Raw genomic sequence first — 24,122 nt, 5'->3', positions numbered from 1 at the left:
CCTTTATGCCTGACTCTTGCCCCTCTGCACTTGCACTGCAAGAGCGTCGTCACCAGGCGCTGAAGGCTCGGTAGCTATCAAGGGGCCCCTTATCCACCCGTAATGGCTGAGTAGGTCCAAACATCTGCGGGCAGCGGGTGTTGTAGCTTCCAGACGACGCCCATGGGGTTGCTACCTTCGTGCGAGACATACTCGGCGGGGCCGAGCAGCATCCAAGGCTGTGGGCCGCCGATGTCGGTGGACTTATAGCGCCGGACGAACAACAGGACGTGAGAGCCCAGTTCCTTGTGACTTTGGTAGCGCTGCCCCGTCGGGGAAGACTCTGATGTCTGATTCTGGGACTCCCAGTGGAACAGCTCTGGGCTCATCGCGTAGTCCTTATAGCGCGTCTGTGGCGAGAAGTCTTTGTCGTCCTTCTCTAGTGTGATCAAGAGGGCGTCAGTCCTCATACCGGCACACCACTTCACGCCTTCGCGGAAGTGTCCAGGCTTGAAACCGTCCACCGCTGCTTGTCCTAGCGCAGGCAAGATTTCTTCTCGGCTGTAGGTAGCGTGCACGGTTAGGGGGACGGCGTTGTGGTCGCCACCCAGCGGGATAGGGTAGTGCTCGGTGTGCTCCAGGTTGTAACTGAGTACCTGCCTGAGCTCATCCCGGAAAGCGGTCTGTGGGCGAAGGGTCTCGAAACCTTGCGCGTAGTTAGCAAAGCCTCCCCCGAGCGGCCACAGGCAAAAGAAAAACATTCGAGCATAAGCCTGACTTACGGAATCGAGCACATCGTAGTGTGGTGCATCATCTTCGAGCATGCGTGAGTACGCTGCTACGCGCTGTGGGTCATCGACATGCAGAAACGCGGCCGTGCGTTTGAGGAGGGCTTCCTCACCCTCCGGTGCGCCATCGATCATCAGGCGGGCTCGCCTGAGCAGTCGTGTCCAGGAGTTGCCGGCCTTATAGATTTCTTTGAGCTCGCGCTGACTCTCTCGCAGGTAGGTGGTCAGCTTACGCTCGCTGTACGCTGCGACTTCCTTCGTTAGTTGGGATACATTAACGCCGACCTGACTCCTTACATTGTCGAGGATTCTTTCCTTGGACTTGCGGTCCAAAATGATTTGGCAGCCGGAGGGGAGTTGAGGGAAGTCGCGCTCAATGTGCTGTACCAGTCGGTTGCGAGTAAAGCTGGTCAGTGCGCGGAACTGTTCCTCGAAGCGAAACTCTTTTCGGTGCTGACCGATGAAGTCGAGCACCGTGAGTACAGCCTTGCTAGGTGCGCGACGCAGTCCGCGACCAAGCTGTTGCAAGAAGATGGTGGCGCTGGCTGTCGGCCGCAGCAGGAGCAGCGTGTCGACGCCTGGGACGTCCAACCCCTCGTTAAAAAGGTCCACAGAGAAAATGACCTGTAGGGTTCCGTTGCGCAGGTAAGTAAGCGCCTGTGCTCGCGTGGTGGTTGGTGTCTGGCCATCGAGCGCAACGGCGGCGAAGCCTGCCTTGCAGAAGAAGTTGGCCATGAAGTGCGCATGGTCCACCGATACGCAAAATCCCAGGGCCTTCATGGCGCTGGGGTCAGCCACTTTGTCCTGGACGGCTTTGATGATGAGGCGTGCACGCGCATGATTTCCAGTGAACAGATTGTTCAATTCGTTACTGTCATAGGCGCCACGTTTCCAGGTGATCGCTTCCAGGTCTGTGCTGTCCGCGACGCCGAAATAGTGAAAGGGGCTGAGTAAATCATTTTCCAGTGCTTCCCACAGTCGCATCTCGGCTGCGATGCGTCCGTCGAAATACTCGTCTTGGACATTTCGGCCATCCAGTCGTTCGGGTGTTGCCGTGAGACCAAGGAGCTCAGTCGGCCGAAAGTAGTCGATGATGCGCCGGTAGGTTTTGGATACTGCATGATGGAACTCGTCGATTACGATAATGTCGAAATGGTTCGGGCTGAGGCGATCGAGCGTTGTGCCGTTGAGTGACTGCACGCTGGCGAAAACGTGCGTCCATTCCTGTGGCACTGCACCACCTACGTGTAGCTCCCCAAAATTGGCGTCGTCCAAGGCCTCTTGGTAAGTGCGAAGGGACTGCTTCAAAATCTCCTGGCGGTGCGCAACGAAAAGAAGCTTAAGGGCGCGGTCACCGCTTTGGTGCTTCAGGGTGCGGTAGTCGATTGCCGCCATAACAGTCTTTCCGGTGCCGGTTGCTGCTACCAGCAGATTTCGATGCCGGCCGTGGATCTCTCGCTCGATGCGTAGGCGCTCGAGCATGTCTTGCTGATGCGGGTAGGGGCGGAGTTCCAATCCGGAAAGGCTGATGGGGGGATTTCCCGTTCGCTCTTTTCCGCTTGCTCGGGCCAGAGCCTCCTGGAGGCGCTCGCCATCGGTTGCTGGATTGTATGACTCGAATGCTGGCTCGGCCCAGTAAGAATCAAATGTGGCCTCAAACTTCTTCAAGACCGCGGGTGTGGCTACTGACGACAACCTGACGTTCCATTCCAACCCGTCCAACAAGGCGGCCCGGGATAGGTTTGAGCTTCCGACGTATGCGGTGTCATAGCTGCTATTTCGGCGGAAGAGCCATGCCTTGGCATGCAAGCGCGTGGACCGGATCTCGTAGTTGACCTTGACTTCGGCATTGAATTCTTCGACTAGCCGGTCAAGTGCTCGGCGTTCAGTGGCGCCGATATAGGTGGTGGTGATGACACGTATGGGAACTCCACGCCCACTCGCCGCCTTGAGGGACTCCTCCAGAACGCGCAACCCGTGCCATTTCACGAACGCACAAATAAAGTCGATGCGGTCCGCCGTAGCCAGCTCGGCGCGCAGCTCGTACCCCAAGTTTGGGTCCTCTGGGGAGTTGGTGATCAGCGCGCTCTCGGAGAGAGGGGTAGCGGGGCGCACTGCGTAGGTTCCTGCTTCGTCCAGTCCAGCGATGGCGGTGAGCTGGCGAGGGCCATCTGCGATGAGTTCGATCCAGTCCTTGGCGCTGTCGCGTGAGCGGAGCGACGCCAAGATGAGGTTGGCCTCGTCGACGCGCTGCTCGGGGGGCAAGGACGCCAAGACAGCTCGCACGGTGTCAGCGATGTGGCGAGCGAGTACGTGGGGAGCGGATTGGTCACCCACCTGCTGCTCAGCCGCGTGCCACCCGCTGTCTTGAAGTTCCTGAATCCGCTGCTCAAGGCGCGTGGTGATCAGCCGCTCGTACAAGCCGGGAACAGGTGCTGCTTGGTGCACGGGACGGCTGCTCACAGTGACATCTCCTTCTCGCCTACTAACGCCTTGGTTGTACCAGTGCCAACTGACAAGAAACGGCAGGTTGATCAAGAGTGGTGCCGCATCTGTCACGCAGGTGGCTTGAAGCCGCCGAGTTCTGGCTGTTTGTGATCGAACTTGTCTAGTGTCTGCGCATGGAGATACGGAACTTGCTCATTGAGGTGGCCCACACCTACGACGCCAGCCACCCGAACAAGACTTCGATCGGGGTGCCTGCTCAAGATCTGCTCCGTGCGGCTGGCGACCATCTAGGCCCCCTCTTGCCAGGCGAGCTTGTGGCGGAGGGGTACGGCGGCAGTGGTGGACCTAGTAGTACGCCGTGGATCGGGTTCTTCGACCCAGCGATCACTCGTGACCCCAAGGTCGGGCTCTACCTTGCCTACATCTTCGCGGCAGACCTGAAGACGGTGACCCTCACGCTGCAGCAGGGCGTGACAGCTTTGGGTCATCAGCTGGGGCGAGGCAAGAAGCGTCGGGATTACCTGGCGGATCGAGCGCGGGGACTTCGGGAGCGGCTCCCGCAGGACTCAGTCGCGGGGTGGGACGTGCGGCCATCGTTCAAGTGCTCCGTGGATAGAGCGTTGGCGTACGAGGCAGGCAGCGTCGTCGCGCGCGTGTATGACGTCGAGGCCATGCCGACTGAAAAGATATTGCGGGAGGACCTTTGGCATCTAGCGGATGTTCTCCAGAACGCGGCGATGGTGGAAAAGGGGCTCAGCGAGCAGCGAAGCTCCGGCAGGCGCCATGTCGAGTTCGTAGCAAAGAAGACCAAGCAGCCACAGGGGTTGGAGCGCTTCCGTCCGAAAGACGCCAGTGATTACATAGCGCACCTCCCGGCGCGCACCCTACAGAAGACCCGCCGTCACGAGCAGCTGATTGAGGCGTTCGGGGGCGAGGTTGTAAGGCGAGGGTTTGACCCAGCTAACGAAGGCGTACACCCAAGAGACCTGATGCTACGGAAGGGCGGAACAGAGTGGTTGGTCGAAGCGAAGACCGTCACGCTAGGAAACCCTACGAAGGCGGTGCGTGAGGCAGTTGCTCAACTCCTTGAGTACAGCTATTTCCTCCATGAAAAGGCTGACGGTTCGCAGCCGAACTTGCTCGCGCTCTTCACGGAAGAGATTGGGGCATACGTCGACTACCTGGAACACCGCGGTATCGCGTCTGTCTGGCGGACCCCCACAGGGTGGGCGGGATCGACATCTGCCATAGCCGCTGGGCTGGTCGGTTAGGGGGCACCGCGCGAAGGAGCTAGCGGAAGCGCTAAGGGGAGTGGGTTGGCCGGTGCGTCGTATGCAGGGCCTGGAGCAGGGCTGGGTGGGCCACTGGCTTGTGGTGCCACAGGTGGTGGAGGAGGGTGCGTTCCTGGGTGGGGAAGTCGGGGGTGGGGCCGGTGCGGTGGGCTCGGCGGCGGAGGAAGGCGAGGGAGGTGGCTACGGCGGCGTATTCCGTCACGGCGCGGGCGGCGGCGGGGCCGTGGGTGCGGCGGGCGATGTCGCGGGCCACTGAGCGGGTCTTGAGGGAGGAGAGGGAGATCGGTTCGGTGGGGGAGAGCCAGCCGGTGGCGACGTACGGGGGGAGGTAGGTGCGCAGGGCGAGGAGCTCGCGGTGGCGGGCCCAGACGGCGAGCCAGGTCAGGGCGGCGAAGACCGGCAGCATGAAGAGGCCGTAGACGGTGATGAAGCCGAGGTCGCCGAGGGTGGTCGCGGCGTTCCAGATGGCGTGCAGGAGGACGGCGGTGGCCAGGCCGACGAAGGGCAGGGCCAGGCGCAGCGGCCGGCGGTGGGGGTAGCTGGTCGCGGCTATGCCGAAGGCCAGGCCGGTGAGCATGGTGAACAGGGGGTGGGCGAACGGGGAGAGGATGATGCGTACGAAGAAGGTCGCGGCGGTCAGGGAGTCGAGTCCGGTGTGGCCGAGGGACTGGTCCTGGCCGAAGGCGTTGCCCAGGTAGAGAACGTTCTCGGTGAAGGCGAAACCGGTGGCCGTGATGCCGGCCAGGACGAGGCCGTCCGTGATGCCGTCGAAGTTCTGGCGGCGGAAGAGGAAGAGCAGGACGACGGCGGCCGCCTTGACCGTCTCCTCGATGATCGGGGCGAAGACGGTCGCGCCCCAGGTCTTCGCGTCGTCCGGGGAGAGGGTGGAGAGGTTGTTCTCCAGCCAGTTCGTGGCGAAACCGTTGGCCAGGAGGGCTACGAGAGTCGCCGCGCAGGCGCCCCAGGCGAAGGCGAAGAGCAGGTTGCGGCGTGGTTCGGGATCTATGCGGTCCAGCCAGCAGAAGCCGGCTATGAGGACGGGTACGGGGAAGACGGCCAGGCCGAGGCCGACGAGGAACCCTTGGGTACCGGTCTGCTGGCGGACCATCGCCAGGATGATCACGCCGGAGAGGGCGAGGAGCGAGAAGAGGGCGACGGCGCGGGCCGTCCTGCTGTGCCAGGGCGCCGGGCGGCGGCGCGGTGCGTAGTGCCACTGCGCCGCCGCGGGCGACGCGGCGGGGCCGGCGTGGCGCGGGTCGGGCGCGTACGCCGGTTTCGGCGGAAGCGGAGGCGGCTGCGGCGGATTCACCCATCGACCCTAACCACCGCGGGGCGGACTATGCCGGGAGCCGCCGGAAGAGGAGGTCGTGGACGACATGGCCCTTGTCCAGGCCCTGTCCCTCGAACTTGGTGAAGGGACGGAAGGCCGGGCGCGGGGCGTAGCCGGAATGCTCGTTCGCGAGGGTGGGCTCGGCGGAGAGGACTTCCAGCATCTGTTCGGCGTACGGCTCCCAGTCGGTCGCGCAGTGGACCAGCGCGCCCGGGGCGAGCCGCGTCGTGACCAGGGAGAGGAACTCGGGCTGGATCAGGCGGCGCTTGTGGTGCCGCTTCTTGGGCCACGGGTCGGGGAAGTAGACGCGCAGACCGGCGAGGGAGGCGGGGGCGAGCATCTCGCGGAGCAGGATGATCGCGTCGCCGTTGGCCACCCGGATGTTGGTCAGGCCGTTGCGCTCCGCGAGGCCGAGCAGGTTGCCCTGGCCCGGGGTGTGGACGTCGCAGGCCAGGATGCCGGTGTCCGGGTCGGCGGCGGCCATCTGTGCCGTGGCCTCGCCCATGCCGAAGCCGATTTCGAGGACGACGGGGCGGCCCTCGAAGAGCTGGTCCAGGTCGATCCGGGAGAGGCCGTCGATGTCCAGGCCCCACTGGGGCCACAGGCGTCGCAGGGCGTCCGCCTGGCCGGGGGAGACCCGGCTGCGGCGCGGCTGGAAGGAACGGATCCGCCGCTCGTGGTGCGAACCGGCCGGGTCGGCCGCCGGGCCGGTGCCGTCGGGGAACATCGGCTTGGGGGCGGGGCGGGAAACCTGCTGGTGCGCCGAGGCCGGCGCTGCGTCGTCCTGCCCGGGACGCTCGCCCGGGGCCGCGGCATCGGGGCCGGGAGCAGGGCCGGGGGCGGAGGCAGGGCGGGGCTCAGCGGCGGGGCCGGGCCGGGCGGCGGGGCCGGATTCGGGGGTGGCGGAGTTCTCGGACACAGTGGGTCGATTCTACGGGCGGGGGAGTGGGGGAGCGGGGAAGAGGAGCGGTGGGGACGGGGCGGGGCGGGCCGCCCTCCCGCATCAGTCGCCCGCCGGCGGCCTCACCCCGTCGTCTCCAGCATCGCCAGTGCCCGCCCGGCTATCTCCCTCCCGATCGGCAGGGAAGCCGTGGCCGCAGGGGACGGGGCGTTGAGGACGTGGACGGCGGACGGGGACTCGGTGATGAGGAAGTCGTCGGCGAGGGTCCCGTCGGGCAGGACGGCCTGGGCGCGGACGCCGGCGGGGGCGGGGCGCAGGTCCTCTTCGCGGACGGCCGGGAGCAGGCGGCGGACCGCTTCGGTGAAGGCGCGGCGGGAGAGGGAGCGGTGCAGTTCACCGGTGCCGTAGCGCCAGTGGCGGCGGGCTATGTGCCAGGAGCCGCGGTACGTCAGGGTGCCGGCCAGTTCCGCGGGGCGGACGGTGCGCCAGTCGTACCCCTCGCGGGCGAGGGCGGGGACGGCGTTGGGGCCGATGTGGACGGAGCCGTCGATCCCTCGGGTGAGGTGGACGCCGAGGAACGGGAAGGCGGGGTCGGGGACCGGGTAGACCAGGCCGCGCACCAGGGAGGCGCGGGCCGGGGCGAGGGTGTAGTACTCGCCGCGGAAGGGGACGATGCGCATGGCCGGCGCGTCGCCCGCCAGGCGCGCGATGCGGTCGCAGTGCAGGCCGGCGCAGTTGACCAGGGTGCGGGCGCGGACGACGGTGCCGGCGGAGGTGCGCACCGCGACCCGGCCGGGACGGCGGCCGATGGTGGTGACCTCGCTGCCGTACGCGATGCGGGCGCCCGCGTCCGTGGCCAGGGCGGCGAAGCGCCGGGCGACCGCGCCGAAGTCGGCGATGCCGGTCGTACCGACATGGATGGCGGCCAGGCCGCTGACCTCCGGTTCGTACGTCGCGAGCTGCGCCGGGCCCAGCTCGCGGACCGGAATGCCGTGTTCCCGGCCGCGCTGGATGAGGCTGTGCAGGCGGGGCAGTTCGCTGCGGTCGGTGGCGACGATCAGCTTGCCGGTGACCTCGTGCGGGATGTCGTGGTCCAGGCAGAACTTGATCATCTCCGCCGAGCCCTGGAGCGCGAAGCGGGCCTTCAGGGAGCCGGGCGGGTAGTAGATGCCACTGTGGATCACGCCGCTGTTCCGGCCGGTCTGGTGCCGGGCGGGGCCCGGCTCCTTCTCCAGGACCACCACGCGGGTGCCGGGAGCGGCGCGCGTGATCGCGTAGGCCGTCGAGAGTCCGACGATGCCGGCTCCGATCACCAGCACGTCGCAGTCGTACGCCGTCACAGCACCTCCCCTGGAATCAGACGTATCCCATCATGACGCGGGGGTCTGACAACGGGCCGGGAGAGCGGCGGGGACGCGTCCGCGCCCAGGCCCCCGCCCGCGTGCACACTCAGGATCACGCCCGCATCCGTACCCAGAATCACGTTCGCATCCGTACTCACACTCGTACGTTTCCGTACCTGCCCCCGCGCCCGCCTCCGTACCCGTGTCGCGCCTGCCTCCGTACCCGTGCCCGCGCCTGTCTTTGTACCTGTGTCCGCGCCCGCCTCGTGTCCGTGTCCGTACCTGTCGTCGTGCCCGTGCCCGCTCTACGCCGGTGCCACGAGCAGCGGCCGGGCCCGTTCGCGCAGCTCCACGACGCGGGGCTCGTCACCGTACGGTTCGAGGCGGTGCAGGAGATCACGTACGTACTCGGTCGTACGGGCCGACGAGATGCGGCCGGCCACCTCGACCGCCCGGGTGCCGGCCGCGCAGGCCGCGTCCAGGTTGCCGGACTCCAGCTCGGCCACGGCGGAGACGACGAGCCGCAGCCCGTGCGAGCGGACGTACTCCTCCGTGGGGCGGGACAGCGCCTGCTCCGTGAAGCGGCGCACCTGGCGGGGCAGCCGCAGGTCCCGGTAGCACTCGGCGGCGTCGGCGGCGAATCGTTCGTACGAGTAGAAGTCCAGCCAGGACGGGTCGGGGTCGCCCTCCCGGGAGCGCTCCAGCCAGCCCTCGGCGGCCTTCAGGGCCACCTCGCAGGCGCGCGCCTCGTTGGCCTTGGCCTGCGCGCGTGCCTCCACCAGGCGGAAGAAGCTCATCGTGCGGGCGGTGGCCAGGCCGCGGTTGCGTTCGAGGGCGGCCTGCGCCAGGTCCACGCCCTCGTCGGCGAAGCCGCGGTAGGTCGCCTGGAGTGACATCGAGGCCAGGACATATCCCCCCAGTGGGACGTCGGCGGCGGCCCGCGCCAGGCGCAGCGCCTGGATGTAGTAGCGCTGGGCCGCCTCCTGCTGCCCGGTGTCGAAGGCCATCCAGCCCGCGAGGCGGGTCAGTTCGGAGGTCGCCCCGAACAGCGCGCGGCCCACCTCGTCGCTGTACGAGGCGAGGAGCAGCGGCGCCGCGTCGACCCGCAGGCACTCGGGCACCATCGAGGAGCGCCAGTCACCGCCCCCGTACTTGGAGTCCCAGCGGCGGGCGTCCTCGGCGGCCTCGCGCAGCTTGGTGACGTCGCTGTGTCCCACGTGCAGCGGGGCGGTGTCCGACCCGGGGGCGCCGTCCTTGCCCGTCGCGCCGTTGCCGTCCCGTACTTCCCGCAGGTCAGGTGCTTCGCGCGCGACGGAACTGTCGGCCGGGGATATCAGCCACCGCGAGGCGGGTGTCGCGTACGCGCTCACCGAGAAGGACCCGGCCAGACTCTGCCAGATGCCCCCGCCACCGCGCCGTCCGGCCAGGTCGAGGCGGTACAGCTCGGTCGCGGACCGGACCGCGGCGCCCACGTCGCGCGGGAAGGCGAGGCCCACCTCGGGGGCCGGGTCGGCGTCGGCCAGGCCGATCTCGTGGAGCGGCACCGGACGGCCGAGCTTGCCCGCTATCGCGGCCGCGATCAGATGGGGCGCGGCGCCCTGCGGCACCATGCCCTTGGACACCCACCGGGCCACCGACGTCTTGTCGTAGCGAAGCGTCAACCCGCGCTGCGCCCCCAGGTCGTTGACCCGGCGGGCGAGCCCGGCATTGCTGATCCCCGCGAGGGCGAGAACGGTGCCGAGCTTCTCGTTCGGCCCGCGTATATCCCTTGACATGCGCACCCCTCGACACAGCGACGGCAGCCCCGGTACCCCGGGGCACGCGTCCACCCAGAGTAGTTCGCCGAATCCCTACCGTTAAGGCCCGATGTCCCGGATGGCGGGTTTCAAGTCCAAGCGCCCGCAGGGGGTTTGGCATGTGCTCCGGGTACGTGTTGCCGTGCGCCCGTGTGTGCGCGCTGGCCGGGTTGGTGCGGGAGCGCTTCCATGAGACCTGCGTGGGTCGGCCCGCTGCACTGGATCCAGTGGGCTGGGGGACACCGCCGCCTCATTCCCCGCGGGTGGCGGTCCGGTCCGGGGGGCGAGTCCCGCCTCCCGGACTGTCGCATTTCGCGGGAAGGGCCCGCCGGGACGGCCTGGGGGGTGCCTGCTCGGCCGCAGCGGCTTCCGGGAGGGCGCCCGGCCGTTCGGCGCGGCGTCCCGAGGGCGCGTCCGGGTGCCCGGCGGGGCGGGTCCGGTGGCCGCCCGGTGGGTGATCGGCCGCGCTCCGGGCGCCCTGGCCGGTATCGGGCCAACTGCGCCGGGCCGCACAGATTTTGGCTGAAAATCGACGTAGCTGGGTTTGCTTTCGGGAGCGGGGTGAGCGGGGTGTGCAGGGTGTGCGGGGCTGCCGCTCTTTCGCGGGGGATCGCCGACGGGTGTCGCTGACTGGATGGCTGGGCCGGCTGGCTGGACTTGCTGAGCGGCCTTACTGACCGGCCTTACTGGCCGGTCTGGCGGACTGGTCTGACGGGTCGGTCCCGCTGAACTTCCCCGCTTAGCCCTCGAATCCGAGCCCGAACCAGGTCGAGCCTGATCCAGTCCGAGTCCGAGTCCGAGTCCGATCCAGTTCGAGCTCGGGTACGCATCCGAGCCGGGTACGAGTCCGGTCCCGGACCCGATCCCGCCCCCCAAACCCGAACCCCCTCTCGAACCCGCGGCCTCGCACCCGCCCGGCCCGGCCCGCGCTCGATAACGTCTTCCGAACACCCCCGTACCCAGGCTCTCCTCGGCACCTCCCGAAGGCCGCTGTCGTGGCAGCATGGTCCGCACAACAGCTTGGCAACGGCTTGGCAATCCGCTGTGCGGGGCGGCGGTCCGGTCCACCCTGCCGACCGTCAGGGCGATCCTGAGGTGGTGGGCGGGTGTCCGCCCGGGCGGACGGACGGGGGCCGCCCGGCGGCGGCGAACAGGGTGGAGGCGGCGATGCGCTGGTTGGTGGGGTGGAGCAGTACCGGCACGGGACCGGCCCCCACCGAGGAGGCCCGCACGGTCCTCCCCGTAGGCGCCCAGCTCCTGTGGGGCGACCCCGACCCGCTGTGGGCGGTCGGCGACTGGCGTGCCGACGAGGTGCGCGTCGTCCAGGCCGACGCCGAGACCCGGCTCGCCGTCTTCGGCGTCTGCGGCGCCACCGACGATCAGCTACGGGTCGGCCTCTTCGCGGCCCGTGGGGGCGCGTTGCGCCACCTGACCGCTTGGCCCGGCAGCTACACGGCCGTCGTACAGGTCGGCAGGCGCGTGACGGTCACCGGTGACCTGGCGGGCGCGCGGCCGGTCTTCCACACCCCGTGGGCGGGCGGTACGGCGTACGCGACCGCCGCCCTCCCGCTCGCCGACCTGATCGAGGCGGGCCTGGACGTCGGGCACCTGGCCGCGCTGCTGGCCTGCCCGGACGCGCCCGAGGCGCTCGGCGCCGGTACCCCGTACGAGGGAGTGCGACGGGTACCGCCCGGCCATGCGCTCGTCCTCCGCGGCGGTAGCTGCGACATCACCTCCTACGAGCCGACGTCGTCGCTCGCCGTCGCCGCGCCCCAACTGCCACCGGAGCAGGCCGTCGACGGCGTGCGCGACGCGCTGGTCGAAGCCGTACGGGCGCGGCTGTCCGGGCCCCGGCACGCACCGGACCCGGACGGCCTGAACGGCCTGGACCCCGGCCCTGTCCCGGGCATGGGCCCGGCCGAACGGCGGGCCGCGCGCGGCGCGCCGGCCCCCGGCGTCGGTGCCGACCTCTCGGGAGGCAGCGCCTCCGCCACTCTGGCCCTGCTCGCGGCCGGACTGCCCGGAGTGCCCGGCACGGTCAACGGACGGGGGGAGCGCCTTCTGGCCGTCACCTTCAACGACCGTGCCACCCATGGGGGCCGCCCGTACCGCGAGGCCGAACTGGAGCGGGCCCGCAGCATCGCCGCCAACCCGCGCCTCCACCACGTCGTCGTCGCGGCGGGCGAGGAAGCCCTCCCGTACGCGGACCTGGAAGGCGGGCCGCTCACGGACGAACCGGGGCCGTCGCTCATCACGGCCGGACGCCACCGTCGGCGGCTGCTGGCGGGCAGCGCGGACCACCTCGTGGGCGCCGGTGCGCGGCAGGTCCTGGACGCGCACCCGGCCCGCCTCGCCGACCTGCTCCTGGACCGCCGCAGACGCCATCTGCTGCGGCCTGTCACGGCACTGGCCAAGGCCGACGGGCCGCTGTCCCAGTCGGCGCTGGTGCCGTTCACCGTCTACCGGGCCGCGCGCAAGCTGGCCCGTACGACGTACGGGGCGGGCATCGCCGACACGGCGACGCGTCTGAGAGAGCGGCAGTTCACCGATGAGCCGGTGGCGGGCGGCGGGGCGGTGGACGCGTCCTTGGCGGCGCTCTCCTGGTGCCGGCCCGGGCCCGCGGCGCGGTGGCTCACAGGGGAGGCGCTGGCTGAAGTATCGGTTCGTCTGAATGCCGCGGCCGTCCGGACACCCTCCGTGGGGCGGCCGGGGGAACGCCGGGCCCGCGCCGCGCTGGCCCGGCACGCGGCCGACCACCGGATCTTCGAACAGGCCGTCGAGGTACGCAACCAACGCCTGCACGCTCCCTTCCTCGACAACCAGGTGGTGCTGGCCTGCCGGGCGCTGCCGGACACCCTGCGCGTCCAGCCGGGGGCGCGGGCGGCCGTGCTGCGTGCTGTCCTGTCCGGCGCGGGCGTCCGCGACCTGCCGTCCGGCTGGGGCGCCACGTCCCACATCACGCACGCGGCAGCCGTACGGGCCGGGCTGCGCACCTCCATCGGAGACGTGGTCGGCCTCTTCGACGCACCGCTGCTCGCCGACGCGGGACTGGTCGAGGCCCGGGTCGTACGGAAAGCCCTGCGCGCGGCGGCCGAAGGCGCCCCGCTCCCCCTGGACGGGCTCGCCGAACTCGTCTCCACCGAACTGTGGCTGCGTCGCCTGCTGGCCCGGCGCGGCACCTGCTGGACCGGCACGGCCGCACCCCGCCAGCGGGCCGTGGCGGGCGGGGTGTCGCCGCGACCGAGCCTTTGAGGGGATGGGCGAGGGGGACGGGCCAGGGGGGCGAGCCTGCTGGGTACGTCGGGGTGACGGGACGGGACCGCAGCGTCGATACGGTGGCGGTTCGTTGACACGGGTGCGGTGCGTCGTCGCGGCAGGGGACCGACGATACGGGTGCGATGCGTCGTTACGGTGGGGGATCGACGATACGGGTGTGCGTCGGTACGGCGGCGGATCGACGATATGGGCGCGGTACGTCGGTACGGCGGCGGATCGTCGAAACGGGTGTGCCGCGTCGTGACGGTGACGGTTCGCCGATACGGGTACGTCGCGTCGGGACGGTAGCGGATAGCCGACACGGCAGCGGTTCGCCGACACGGCAGCGGTTCGCCGACACGGGACCGGTTCGCCGATACGGAACCGACCCGCCGCTACGGGCCCGGTTCCGATACAGAGCCGACCCGTCGCCGCAGCCACGCCCCGTCGCTACGGCGGCACCTCGCCGCTACAGCCCCGTCGCGCCACGACCGCACCCGTCAGCGGCAGGTGATCTGTGACTGGGCCCAGTCGCCCAGGAACATCACGGTGTGGGACGAACCGGGCTCGACCACCAGCCGCAGCGTCCTGTGCCCCCGCAACGGCACATGGACCGGGACGGCGGGCTGTCCGCCGCGTACGACTCCCGAACGCCAGAGTCGCTGCCCGTCCGCGTACACGGAGAAGCGCAGCGCCCCGAGGCCGAGCCCCATGTCGTCCACGCCTGCGAACGCGTCGTACGCCGTGCACTGCCGGTTCAGGTCGATGGTCACGGAGGACGGCGCGTGCACGGTCACCCCGTGCCGGAACGTCCTGCCGCCGATGCTCAGCCCCTGCCGCTGCCACAGCCAGCTACTGTCCGCCATGCGCACTTCGGGCTTCGTGCCGTCCCCCACGAGGTCCCACGTCAACTTGTTGATCTGGTACGGGGACGGAGCGGGCGCCGGCGGGGTCGGCGTCGGCCTCGGGGAGTGGGCGGGCGGGTCGGCCGGTGCGGGGGTGTGCGGTGGCTCGGGTGCGGGGGTGGGCGAGGTTTTCGTCGGTGCGGGAGTCGGGGTCGGGGACGGTGTCGGCGTCGGTGTCGGTTCCGGCCGGGAGGAGGCGGTGGGGCCGGGCGTCGGCTTCGGGGACGCGGGGGCGGGCGCCGGGGGCGGCTGCTCCGGCGCGCCCTCCGGCGGTTCCGAATAGGGAGGCGGCGGCGCGACCGAGGCCGCTCCGGGCTGCTTGGCCTGCGTACGGGGCGACGGCTGCGGGTCCCCGATCAGCGCCAGGGCGAGCGCGGCACCCACCACGATCACCAGTCCCGCGCCGATCGCCACCTTCGCGGGCGCGCCGAGCCCCTCGCCCACCGCGGCGCCCGCACCACCGGTCCCACCAGCAGCGCCCGCCCCTGCCGCCCCACTCGCTCCCGTAGCCCCTCCGGCCCCCGCAGCAGCCCCTGTCCCCGCAGGTGCCCCCGCGCCCGCACCCCCGGCCGCCCCCGCACCCCCGGCCGCCGCGGCCGCCCCGGCTCCCGCCGCGGCGCCCGCGCTGCCGACCCCCACCACGGCCGCGGCCCCCTTGACCGCGTACCCGGCCGCGAACCAGCCGATGACCGCCACCGGAAGGACGACCCGGATGTGCTCGTTGACGTCCGCGACCTCCGAGGCCGCCGTACGGCACCGGGCGCAGTCCTCCAGATGCTTGCGCAGCCCGCGCTCCGCCCGCATCCGCAACCCGCCGCGGGCGTACGCGCCGAGCCGGTCCGCGTACCGGGCGCAGTCGCCCTCGGCGGTCAGCGAACGGCTCACGTGCGCCTGAAGGTACGCCTGCTTGAGGCCCTCGCGCGCACGGTGGGCCAGTACGGCGGTGGCGTTGGCCGACAACCCGAGCAGCGGCGCGACCTCGCTCGGTGACTCCTCCTCGATCGTGGTGTGCCACAGCACGGTCTGGTAGCGCTCCGGCAGGCTGCGGAACGCCCGTACGGCCATGGACTGCTCGGCTTCGTGCATGGCGCGGACGTCCGCGCCGAGGTCGAGCGTGTCGTCGTCCAGCGTGGTACCGGCGGCCGTGACCGCGAACGCGGCGAAGTCCTCCACCAGTTGCTCGCGCTTCGCGGTCCTCCCCCACGCCGCGGCCACCCGGCGGACGGTGGTGAGCAGATAGGCGCGTACGGACGAGTCGGGGCCGGAGCCGCCGCGTACGGCCTGGAGGGTACGGGCGAAGACCTCGCCGGTGAGGTCGTCGGCGGTGTGCGCGTCCCGGCAGCAACTGCGCGCGTAGCGCCGTACGGCGTCGGCGTGGCGGCGGTACAGCTCCTCGTACGCGCTGTCGTCGCCGCTCCGCATACGGTCGATCAACTCGCGGTCCGCGGGGAGGGGGGCGGGCTGCGCCGCCGGCGTTCCCGACGTCTCCGGTCCGTCCGCTTCCGCAGAACCGTCCCGCCTCGCTGAGCTGCCGGTTCCGGCCGTCTTCGGGCGGCTCGGCTTCCGGTGGGCGCCCCGGCCCTTCGCGTCCCGCGCGCCTCTCAGCTCCCGCGATGCACTTCGCTCCCGCGCGTCCGCCGGCTCTGAAGCCTTCCGCCGCTCCCGCTGCTGAGGCACGTTGCGTTCGGCCGTTCCGGGCCGGTAATCGTCCTCGGCCCGGTCGTGCCGTTCCACGGAACACCCCGGAGAACCCGCGCTCAACGGCTCCGCGCCCAACGGCTCCGCGCCACCCACCCCGTACGGACGCTTCTGCCCGGGGACTTGAGGGCCCCGCTCCCCGCCCCGCTGCCCGCCGGGCTCACCGCCAAGCCGCTCGTCCCGCCGCTCGTTCCGCCCGTCCACACCCATCGCCGAGGCCCCCGAACACGCCGTCGCTGCGGTAACACCGCGCAAGCGTGTCACAGACGCCCCCTTCGGCCGGTCCGGCAAGCACACCAACCACTCGTCCGGGGGCAGTACACGGACGGCAGCACTAGAGGTCACTCGTACGGGGAATACTCGTCCGTCCGCGCCCAGGGCCCCGCGCCCATGACCCGGCGCCCAGGACACAGAACGGGGCGCGGCGCCGGCCCGCAGCCGACCCCACGCCCCGCCCGTCCGATCACAGGCTGAGGCCACTCAGCCTTGCTCAACCAAGCCGAGCCCAGCTCAACTCAGCCAAGCTCAGCCCGAGCCGAGCCAAGCTCAGCCCAGCCAAACCCAGCTCACCCCTGCTCAACAGGCCGCGACCGCAGCCCCTCCAGCAGGATCTCCAGCAGCCGGGCCGAGGCGGCCTGCTGCTGGGCCGGGTCGGGCAGGGACGGCGCGCCCGTGGCGATGACGAGCAGCACGTCGGCCACCGTCACGTCCGCGCGCAGTTCGCCCGCCTCGCGTGCCCGCTCGACGAGCTGCCCGACGACCTCCAGCAGCGCCTGGGCGCCACCGTCCGCCGTGGTCTCGCCCGGCCCGTGCGGCGCCTCCAGCGTGCCGGTGACGGCCGCGCCGCGCGGGGACACGCCGTTCGGAACGCCGGCGGGCACCCCGTTCGGCACCGTGGCCGGGACGTCCGAGACCTCGGCCCCGGGGACGCCGCGCTGTGCGACCACGCGGAACTCCGCGGGGACGCCGGACGCCGACGCGCCGGGCCCGTCCGCGGGAAGGTGCGCCGACCCGGCCGGCACGTCCGCCGGACCGGTCGGCACGCTGTCCGGCCCGTACGCCTGACGCTGCTGCGGAACCCGGGCCTCGGCGGCACCGGGAACCGAACCGGAAGCGGCAACCGCACCGGCACCGGTACCGGCACCAGGCGTGCCCTCCGGAACCGGAGCGCTGGCGCTCACCCGCAATATGCTCGGTGGCAGCAGCCGCCCGGCACCGGAGGCGACCGACGTCCGCAGGAAGCGCGAGAGCGCCGACCACGGGTCGTCCTCCTGGCCGAGCGCCGTACGCGCCTGGTCGGTGAGCCGGGAGGTCTCCTCCTCGGCTATTCGCCTGACCAGCACGTCCTTGCTCGGGAAGCGGCGGTACACCGTCCCCACCCCGACGCGGGCACGCCGCGCCACGTCTTCCATGGGCGCGCCGTACCCCAGCTCGCCGAAGACCTCGCGAGCCGCCCGCAGGACGTGCTCAAGATTGCGCTGTGCGTCCACGCGCAGCGGTGTGCTCCGGCCGCCGGCACCGGAGTGCGCGGTGTGCGGGTGCGTGTGCGTGGTGCCGTTTCCCCTGCCCTCCGCAGCGTGCGCGGTGGCAGTTACGGCAGTCGGCCATTGAGAGCCCTGAATGTGCATAGATGATCCCCCGGTAATGACGTCTCCCCCCGGAGACTCCCCGCCCTGACTGCTGGGGTGTAACGACGTGACGACGAGAGGCTGCACCCCAACGAGGTACGAACATAGTTGAGCCCAGGTCAAGAATGAAGGGGGCAGTTCCGCACAGTCCGTGCACCGATCGGAGTACGGGTCCCATCCGCCCCTATTCCGTACCCTCCGCTCGCCGTAGACCCACCACCTGACCTGCACTCCTGCGCTCGGCCGCGCGGAATCCGGCCCTCCGGGCCGATGTGCCGGACCGGTCATACATTTCGTCGGGCCTGTGGACAAAGGCGTGTCGCCGGTGCGTCATGGAACAGTGCTGTGTCCTTCCGGGGGCGCAGTGTCTGGTGGTGGCAGGCCGGGCGGACGACCGTGGCAACCCGCGTCGGCCGGCCTTTCGATGTCGCGAGGAGAACCTCTGTGAAGGAACCGGCGCGCATTCTCGTTGTCGGCGGCGGCTACGTGGGGATGTACACCGCGCTGCGCCTGCAGCGGAAACTGAAACAGGAACTGCGGCGGGCCGCCGTCGAGGTGGTCGTGGTGGATCCCGACCCGTACATGACGTATCAGCCGTTCCTTCCCGAGGCCGCGGCCGGCTCCATCTCGCCGCGGCACGTCGTCGTACCGCTGCGCCGGGTGCTGCCGCTCTGCAAGGTCGTCGTCGGGCAGGTCACCGCGCTCGACCACGCCGCGCGGACCGCCACGGTCACGACACCGGCCTCCGAGGAGGACGGCACCGGCGGCCTGCAACTGCCCTACGACGAGCTGGTGCTGGCGCCCGGCTCGGTCTCCCGCACCCTGCCGGTCCCCGGCCTCGCCGAGGGCGGCATCGGTTTCAAGACCGTCGAGGAGGCCATCGGCCTGCGCAACCACGTCCTGGAGCAACTGGACATCGCCTCCTCGACCCGCGACCCGGCGATCCGCGCCGCCGCGCTGACCTTCGTCTTCGTCGGCGGCGGGTACGCGGGGGTGGAGGCGCTCGCGGAACTGGAGGACATGGCGCGCTACGCGGCGCGTTATTACCACAACGTCGAGCCCGGTGACATGAAGTGGATCCTGGTCGAGGCGACCGGCCGCATCCTGCCGGAGGTGGGCACGGCGATGGGGCAGTACGCGGTACGGGAGCTACGGGCGCGCAACATCGACGTACGGCTGGAGACGCGCCTGGAGTCGTACGAGGGGCGGATCGCCGTCCTGAGTGACGGCGCACGCTTCCCGGCTCGCACTCTCGTGTGGACCGCGGGCGTCAAACCGCACCCGCTCATCGCCGCTTCCGGCCTGCCGCGCACCGGGCGCGGCCGCCTCAAGTGCACCGCCGCCCTCCGGGTGGAGGACGTCGAGCACGCCTGGTCGGCGGGTGACGCAGCGGCCGTACCGGACCTGACGGCGGAGCGCCCGGCCGAGCCGGACGAGCCGCGCCGGGAGTGCGCGCCCAACGCCCAGCACGCCGTCCGGCAGGCGCGGGTGCTGGCGGAGAACATCGCCGCGGTGCTGCGCGGCGGGCCCGTCGTGGACTACGCGCACAAGTCCGCGGGGTCGGTCGCGTCGCTCGGCCTGCACAAGGGGGTCGCGCACGTCTACGGGCGGCGCCTGAAGGGCTGTCCGGCGTGGTTCATGCACCGCGTGTACCACTTGAGCCGGGTGCCCACGTTCAACCGGAAGGCGCGGGTGCTGGCCGAGTGGACACTCGCCGGGCTGTTCAAACGGGAAATCGTTTCTCTCGGCTCGCTGGAACACCCGCGCGCCGAGTTCGAACTGGCGGCGGGCACCGGGCGCCACAACGAACCGAGCTGACGGGGCGGGCCGGCGGGCTGAACTGGTGGGCTCATCGGGCGGGCCAAGCTGACGAGCCGCCGTGGCGAACCCGCAGCGCCCGGCCCGGAACTGACGTGCCGTCGTACGACGCCAGCGTACGGACCACCGGGGCCTCCCCCCGCTCGTACCACCTGCCCCTCCGACCCGCCGTAGCCCCCCGTAGCCGGAGTCAGGAACTCCACCTCCTGCCCCCGGCGTCTGACGGATGTCAGTCCGGTCGGCCACACTGGACGTGTGACCATGGGTGGGCTCGTATCTGCGAAGAGTGACAATCACGAGGATTCTGGACGATTGCTGCAATCCGCCAGAGGGCACCGAGGGTGCCCCCAGCCGACACCGCTCCCCGCTTCCGCCGGGCGGGCGTCCCTCCGGCGTGCGCGCGGGGAGTCCCACCGAGCCGACGGCCCGATCCCGCGCGACGACGCGAAGTAAGAGGTACCCCTCCGTGAACTTCACGCGCTGGAGCGCCCGTCTCCCCGGCACACAGCGGCGGAGCGCCGCCCGGCCCGACCGCGCCGCGCCGACGACCGCCGCCGTGCCGGCCGGGCCCGCCGCCCCGGTCCCGAGCGGCCCGCCGGCTGCAGGCACCGGCGCGGTCCCCGCGGCCCGCGCCGAACACCCCGACTCCGACGCGGCCGGTGACGGCCCGTCCGCCGGCTCCGGCCGCGCGCCCAGCGTCGACGCGCTGTCCGTCCACGACATCCTGGGCAAGATCCCCGCCCTGGTGGCGGTCGTGTACGGGCCCGAGCACCGCATCGCGTACGTCAACGGCGCGTACGCCACCGTCTTCGGCACCCGCCCGCCCGGCGCCACCGCGCGCGAGGCACTGCCCGAGCTGGACGCGCTCGGCCTGCTGCCGCTGATGGACCAGGTGCTGCGCAGTGGCCGCCCCCGTACGGTCAAGGCCCGCCGGGTGCCCGGCGGCGCCGGTGCCGACCAGTCCAGGGACGGCTACTACACGTTCACGTGCACCCCCATCGAGGTCGCCGCCAGCGGCCCGGCGCCCGATCCCGAGGTCGCCTGCGTGGCGCCGCACAAGGGCGTGCTGGTCTTCGGCGCCGACGTCACCGACCAGGTGGAGTCCACCGAACGGCTGCGGGCCAGTGAGGCACGCCAGCGCGCCGCGGCCGTGACGCTCCAGCGTTCCCTGCTGCCGCAGGAGCTGGAACAGCCCGACGACCTGCGGGTCGCCGCGACGTACCAGCCGGGCGGCACGGACGCGGCGGTCGGCGGCGACTGGTACGACGTCATCACGCTCGGCGCCGGCCGGACGGCCCTGGTCATCGGGGACGTCATGGGCCGGGGCGTGCGCGCCGCGGCCGTCATGGGCCAGCTGCGTACGGCGGTCCGCGCCTACGCCCGGCTCGACCTGCCGCCCCACGAAGTCCTCCAGTTGCTGGACGGACTGGCCGCCGAGATCGACGCCAGCCAGATCGCGACCTGCGTCTACGCGGTCCACGACCCCAACGAGGGCCGCCTGGTCTATGCCTCCGCCGGCCATCTGCCCATCCTGGTGCGCGACGCCGAGGGCACGGTCCTCCGCGCCGCCGAGCCGACCGGCCCGCCCCTGGGCACCGGCGGCTGGCTGCACACCTCCGGCAGCGTCCCGCTGGGCCCCGGTTCGAGCGCTGTCCTCTATACGGACGGTCTGGTCGAGCGCCGTGACAAGGACATCGACCACGGGGTCGAGGCCCTGGAGCGCGCCTTCGCGGGGGCGACCGGAGCGCCGGACATCGTGTGCGACCGGCTGCTGCGCGCCCTCGGGATCACCACCGACCACGACGACGACGTGGCCGTCCTGGTCCTTCAGCATCCCGCCCGTACGGGGCACGACGCCGAGCTGTTCCACAACGCCGCCCTCGAACTCCACGGCGGTACGGAAGCGGCGCCCCGCGCCCGCGCCTTCGCCTCCGGGGTGCTCGCCTCCTGGCGCTTCTCCCCGGAGCTGCACGACCTCGGCGTCCTGGCCGCCAGCGAACTGGTCGCCAACTCGCTCCAGCACGGCACCCCGCCGATGCGGCTGCGGCTGCGCCGTACGGACCGCCGTCTGATCGTCGAGGTGACCGACGGCGACGATCACCTGCCGCGACGGCGCCGGGCCGAGCCCGCCGACGAGGCGGGCCGCGGGATCTCGATCGTCGCGACGATCGCCTCGGCGTGGGGCTCGCGGCGGACACCCGGCGGCGGCAAGGCCGTGTGGTGCGAGTTCGCCCTGCCGCGGGAGTAGGTGGCAGGGGCGGGGCCCGGCCCTCACGGCGCGCGCCCGCCGAAAGCAGAGACGGGCCGGACCCTGCTCGATGCGGCAGGGGCCGGCCCGTCTCTGTGTCAGCTCGTTCGCGAGGCTTGCCGCCTACGCCACCGCTGTGACGGCCTCACGCCGAGGCGCACCCGTCCCGGCCGCCGTATCGGCCCCCGTGTCGGTGACCGTGCCCTCCGGAGCGTCCGGAGTGAAGGCCCGGATGTGCGGATTGTCCTGCGCGGGGCTCAGCATCCGCCCCAGCCGCAGCGCCAGCACACTGATGCCGACGGTGCAGAGCACCAGTATCCCTATGTACGGGGCCGCCAGCCCGTGGCCCACCATCAGGGCTCCCATCCCCGGGCCGATCGCCAGGGCCAGCTGCTTCACCAGGGCGAAGACCGAGTTGTACAGACCGACCAGGGACGTCGGCGCCAGGTCGGCCACCAGGGGGGCCACCGTCGGAGAGAGCAGCGACTCCCCTATACCGAACAGGGCGTACGTCGAGATCAGCAGCGTGGTGGCCACCGCGTGCGCACCGTGCACCAGGCCCGACAGGCCGGCGGCCAGCCACGCCACGGTCCAGATCAGCCCGACCACGGCCATCACCCGGCTGCGCCGCCGCCGCTCGACCAGCTTCAGGACCACGAACTGGGCCGCCACGATCGCGGCCGTGTTGGCGGCCAGCGCGATACCGAGCGTGGACGGCGCGATGTGCGTGACCTCGGTGGCGTACGCCGCGAGCCCCGACTCGAACTGGCCGTAGCAGGCAAAGAACAGCACGAAGCCGAGCAGGCACAGCCACATCATGCGGCGGTCGGTGAAGAGCGAGCGCAGGGCGCCCTTGCCACGGGCCTCGCCCGGCACCGGGTCCTCGACCCGGGCCGTACGCGGCAGCCGCACGGTCGCGATGGCCGCGCCCAGCACCAGGAACATCACGGCCTCGATCGCGAAGAGCCGGACGAAGCTGCCGGCCGCCGTCTCGTCGACCAGCAGACCGCCGATGAGACCGCCGATGCCCAGGCCGAGGTTGTTCAGGAAGAACTGGGTGGCGAACGCCCGCGAGCGGGTGACCGCCGTCGAGCACCACACGATCATCGTGGCCAGAGCCGGCTGGATCACCGCGATACCGGCCCCGAGCGCCACGGCGGACAGGATGACCAGCGGCTCGGTGGTGGACAGCCCGAGCCCGAGCGATCCGACGGCGGAGGTGACGGCACCCACGACGGCGACCGGCAGCGGACCCCGCCGGTCGATCGCCCAGCCGGTGAACGGCAGCACGAGGAGCGCGGCGAAGGCCAGCATCATCAGTACGAGGCCGGCCGTGCCCGCGCCCAGATCCCGCACCTTCGCCACATAGACGTAGAGATACGGAACCGTGAAGCCGTTACCGAACGCGCTCAGCGCGTTGCCCAGCTGGATCCGGCGCAGCGCGGCGCCCATCGCGGTGGTCACACTCACCTACCTAGGTCAGATCGAGGGGGACTGGACAGTCACACCCTGAAGACTTCAATGCTAAAGTTCGAAGCTAAAGAGTACATGCCGAAGGACTTCAACGCCAATGAGGTACGTGCCATACTTCCCGGCATGCCAGAGCCCTCAGATGCGGCCCACAGTCCCGCGGAGCCGAGCCTCGAGGAACAGATCGCCGCTTACCAGCGCGAGTTCCAAGGCCTCGATCCGCAGGTGGAGCAGGTCGTCTCCGCACTGCAGCGCCTCAACCGCCGGATGAACGTCGCCTACGGGCGGCAGACAGCCACCCTCAACATGAGCAACGCGGAGTGGGAGGTGCTCAAGGCCCTCGTCGTCGCGGGGGCGCCCTACCAGATGGGCCCCGGCGAGCTGGCCAAGCGCCTCGGCCTCACGCCGGCCGCGATGACCCATCGCATCGACCGGATGGCGAGTGAGGGCCTGGTGACGCGGGAGCGCGACGAGGCCAACCGCGTACGGGTGATCGTCGAGCTCACCCAGGAAGGCCGCGAGAAGTGGGTCGAGGCGATGCGGATGGCCTCGGTCTTCGAGGAGGACCTGCTCCAGGACCTCTCCACCGAGGAGCGCGGTCAGCTCGGCGAGATGCTGACGCGCCTCCTGTGCCGTGTGGAGGACGCCCAGCCGGACGCCGACGGCCGGCTGAACGACCTCGACTGACCCGGCACGACTGACCGGCCACGACTGTCCGGGCACGACTGTCCGGGCACGGCTGACGCGGACACAAAACCGGTTGACCAGAGGTGGTTGACATGGGCCGCAGCCGTACGTAAGGTTCTTCGAGTTGCCATGGAGCTGTAACGGTTCTGCGGTAGCCCCTCGCGCCGCACCGGCGGCACCACCACTACTGCACGACTCCCGAACGGGACGAATTTCGGCATGCCGAAATTCCGACCAGTGACTCGATTATGCGTCACCGGGAAAAGGCACTAAAGTAGTGATCACGCCGGAAGGCGCGAACAACCCCCCTTCGACGGGGAATCGGATTCGCATTCGAACCGACCAGCTTCCTTCACCGGGAGCCCGGAACGAAAAACGGATCTGATAGAGTCGGAAAGGCCGAAAAGCGAAAGCCGGACGGCCGCCCCGCTCCAGCAGGGAGCCGGAAACGGAAAGCGGAAACGCCGAACGGATCTGGTAAGGTTGGAACCGCGAAGAAGCCGAAAGGCCGAAACGCACCGGCGAAAATCAGGACC

General features: G+C 70.6%; 14 protein-coding genes. 5 read left to right on the top strand and 9 right to left on the bottom strand.

From position 1 onward, the window contains the following. Window positions 1–89 precede the first annotated feature (89 nt). Window positions 90–3,230: a DEAD/DEAH box helicase gene (locus ACZ4QV_RS32015; protein WP_467763762.1), complete on the bottom strand. Its 3,141-nt coding sequence runs from the start codon at window positions 3,228–3,230 to the stop codon at window positions 90–92. 158 nt (window positions 3,231–3,388) lie between these two features. Here ACZ4QV_RS32015 and ACZ4QV_RS32010 point away from each other — a divergent pair, with 158 nt between their 5' ends. After that, entirely contained in the window at window positions 3,389–4,486 is a 1,098-nt protein-coding gene (locus ACZ4QV_RS32010) for an MrcB family domain-containing protein (protein ID WP_361581246.1), read from the top strand. 31 nt (window positions 4,487–4,517) lie between these two features. Here the strand turns inward: ACZ4QV_RS32010 and ACZ4QV_RS32005 are convergent, their stop codons facing one another. From ACZ4QV_RS32005 to ACZ4QV_RS31990, 4 genes are all read right to left on the bottom strand, one after another. Then, window positions 4,518–5,816, bottom strand: a complete 1,299-nt coding sequence (locus ACZ4QV_RS32005; RefSeq protein ID WP_361581249.1) for a PrsW family intramembrane metalloprotease — start codon at window positions 5,814–5,816, stop codon at window positions 4,518–4,520. 28 nt (window positions 5,817–5,844) lie between these two features. Then, window positions 5,845–6,756 (bottom strand): tRNA (guanosine(46)-N7)-methyltransferase TrmB, encoded by a 912-nt coding sequence (gene trmB, locus ACZ4QV_RS32000; RefSeq protein WP_361581252.1) that lies wholly within the window; start codon window positions 6,754–6,756, stop codon window positions 5,845–5,847. Between the two features lie 104 nt (window positions 6,757–6,860). Next, entirely contained in the window at window positions 6,861–8,078 is a 1,218-nt protein-coding gene (gene lhgO, locus ACZ4QV_RS31995; RefSeq protein ID WP_361157169.1) for an L-2-hydroxyglutarate oxidase, read from the bottom strand. 308 nt (window positions 8,079–8,386) lie between these two features. Further along, the gene (locus ACZ4QV_RS31990) at window positions 8,387–9,856 is read right to left on the bottom strand and encodes an MFS transporter (RefSeq protein ID WP_361157167.1); all 1,470 of its coding nucleotides are present in this window, start codon (window positions 9,854–9,856) and stop codon (window positions 8,387–8,389) included. A gap of 1,188 nt (window positions 9,857–11,044) precedes the next feature. Here ACZ4QV_RS31990 and ACZ4QV_RS31985 point away from each other — a divergent pair. Beyond that, window positions 11,045–13,129, top strand: coding sequence for an asparagine synthase-related protein (locus tag ACZ4QV_RS31985; protein WP_361581256.1), 2,085 nt, complete (start codon window positions 11,045–11,047; stop codon window positions 13,127–13,129). A gap of 503 nt (window positions 13,130–13,632) precedes the next feature. Here the strand turns inward: ACZ4QV_RS31985 and ACZ4QV_RS31980 are convergent. Both ACZ4QV_RS31980 and ACZ4QV_RS31975 read right to left on the bottom strand, forming a co-directional pair. Then, window positions 13,633–15,945, bottom strand: coding sequence for a sigma-70 family RNA polymerase sigma factor (locus ACZ4QV_RS31980; RefSeq protein ID WP_467763761.1), 2,313 nt, complete (start codon window positions 15,943–15,945; stop codon window positions 13,633–13,635). 356 nt (window positions 15,946–16,301) lie between these two features. Next, window positions 16,302–17,363, bottom strand: a complete 1,062-nt coding sequence (locus ACZ4QV_RS31975; protein ID WP_361161127.1) for a TetR/AcrR family transcriptional regulator — start codon at window positions 17,361–17,363, stop codon at window positions 16,302–16,304. Between the two features lie 444 nt (window positions 17,364–17,807). Here ACZ4QV_RS31975 and ACZ4QV_RS31970 point away from each other — a divergent pair, with 444 nt between their 5' ends. Both ACZ4QV_RS31970 and ACZ4QV_RS31965 read left to right on the top strand, forming a co-directional pair. Beyond that, window positions 17,808–19,181 carry an NAD(P)/FAD-dependent oxidoreductase gene (locus ACZ4QV_RS31970; protein ID WP_467763760.1) on the top strand — a complete coding sequence of 458 codons (1,374 nt, stop codon included), beginning with the start codon at window positions 17,808–17,810 and terminating at the stop codon, window positions 19,179–19,181. A gap of 466 nt (window positions 19,182–19,647) precedes the next feature. Beyond that, the gene (locus ACZ4QV_RS31965; protein WP_361581262.1) at window positions 19,648–21,429 is read left to right on the top strand and encodes an ATP-binding SpoIIE family protein phosphatase; all 1,782 of its coding nucleotides are present in this window, start codon (window positions 19,648–19,650) and stop codon (window positions 21,427–21,429) included. Between the two features lie 123 nt (window positions 21,430–21,552). Here ACZ4QV_RS31965 and ACZ4QV_RS31960 read toward each other — a convergent pair whose 3' ends face one another. Then, window positions 21,553–22,893 carry an MFS transporter gene (locus ACZ4QV_RS31960; protein ID WP_361161139.1) on the bottom strand — a complete coding sequence of 447 codons (1,341 nt, stop codon included), beginning with the start codon at window positions 22,891–22,893 and terminating at the stop codon, window positions 21,553–21,555. Window positions 22,894–23,025: 132 nt separating this feature from the next. Here ACZ4QV_RS31960 and ACZ4QV_RS31955 point away from each other — a divergent pair, with 132 nt between their 5' ends. Beyond that, entirely contained in the window at window positions 23,026–23,586 is a 561-nt protein-coding gene (locus ACZ4QV_RS31955; RefSeq protein ID WP_361161136.1) for a MarR family winged helix-turn-helix transcriptional regulator, read from the top strand. A gap of 352 nt (window positions 23,587–23,938) precedes the next feature. Here ACZ4QV_RS31955 and ACZ4QV_RS31950 read toward each other — a convergent pair. After that, a partial coding sequence (locus tag ACZ4QV_RS31950) for a hypothetical protein (RefSeq protein WP_467763759.1) occupies window positions 23,939–24,122 on the bottom strand: 184 nt, incomplete at its 5' end.

The organism is Streptomyces sp. NPDC026394 (assembly GCF_055567735.1).
The sequence above is the reverse complement of the archived record's forward strand: the minus strand, read 5'-3'. Positions and strand labels throughout refer to the sequence as shown.

Bases quoted from the DNA above. Each gene is read 5' to 3' on its own strand.
- ACZ4QV_RS31955 (WP_361161136.1), top strand. From the start codon at position 23,026: ATGCCAGAGCCCTCAGATGCGGCCCACAGTCCCGCGGAGCCGAGCCTC.
- ACZ4QV_RS31985 (WP_361581256.1), top strand. From the start codon at position 11,045: ATGCGCTGGTTGGTGGGGTGGAGCAGTACCGGCACGGGACCGGCCCCC.
- ACZ4QV_RS31990 (WP_361157167.1), bottom strand. From the start codon at position 9,856: ATGTCAAGGGATATACGCGGGCCGAACGAGAAGCTCGGCACCGTTCTC.
- ACZ4QV_RS31975 (WP_361161127.1), bottom strand. From the start codon at position 17,363: ATGCACATTCAGGGCTCTCAATGGCCGACTGCCGTAACTGCCACCGCG.
- ACZ4QV_RS32010 (WP_361581246.1), top strand. From the start codon at position 3,389: ATGGAGATACGGAACTTGCTCATTGAGGTGGCCCACACCTACGACGCC.
- ACZ4QV_RS31980 (WP_467763761.1), bottom strand. From the start codon at position 15,945: ATGGGTGTGGACGGGCGGAACGAGCGGCGGGACGAGCGGCTTGGCGGT.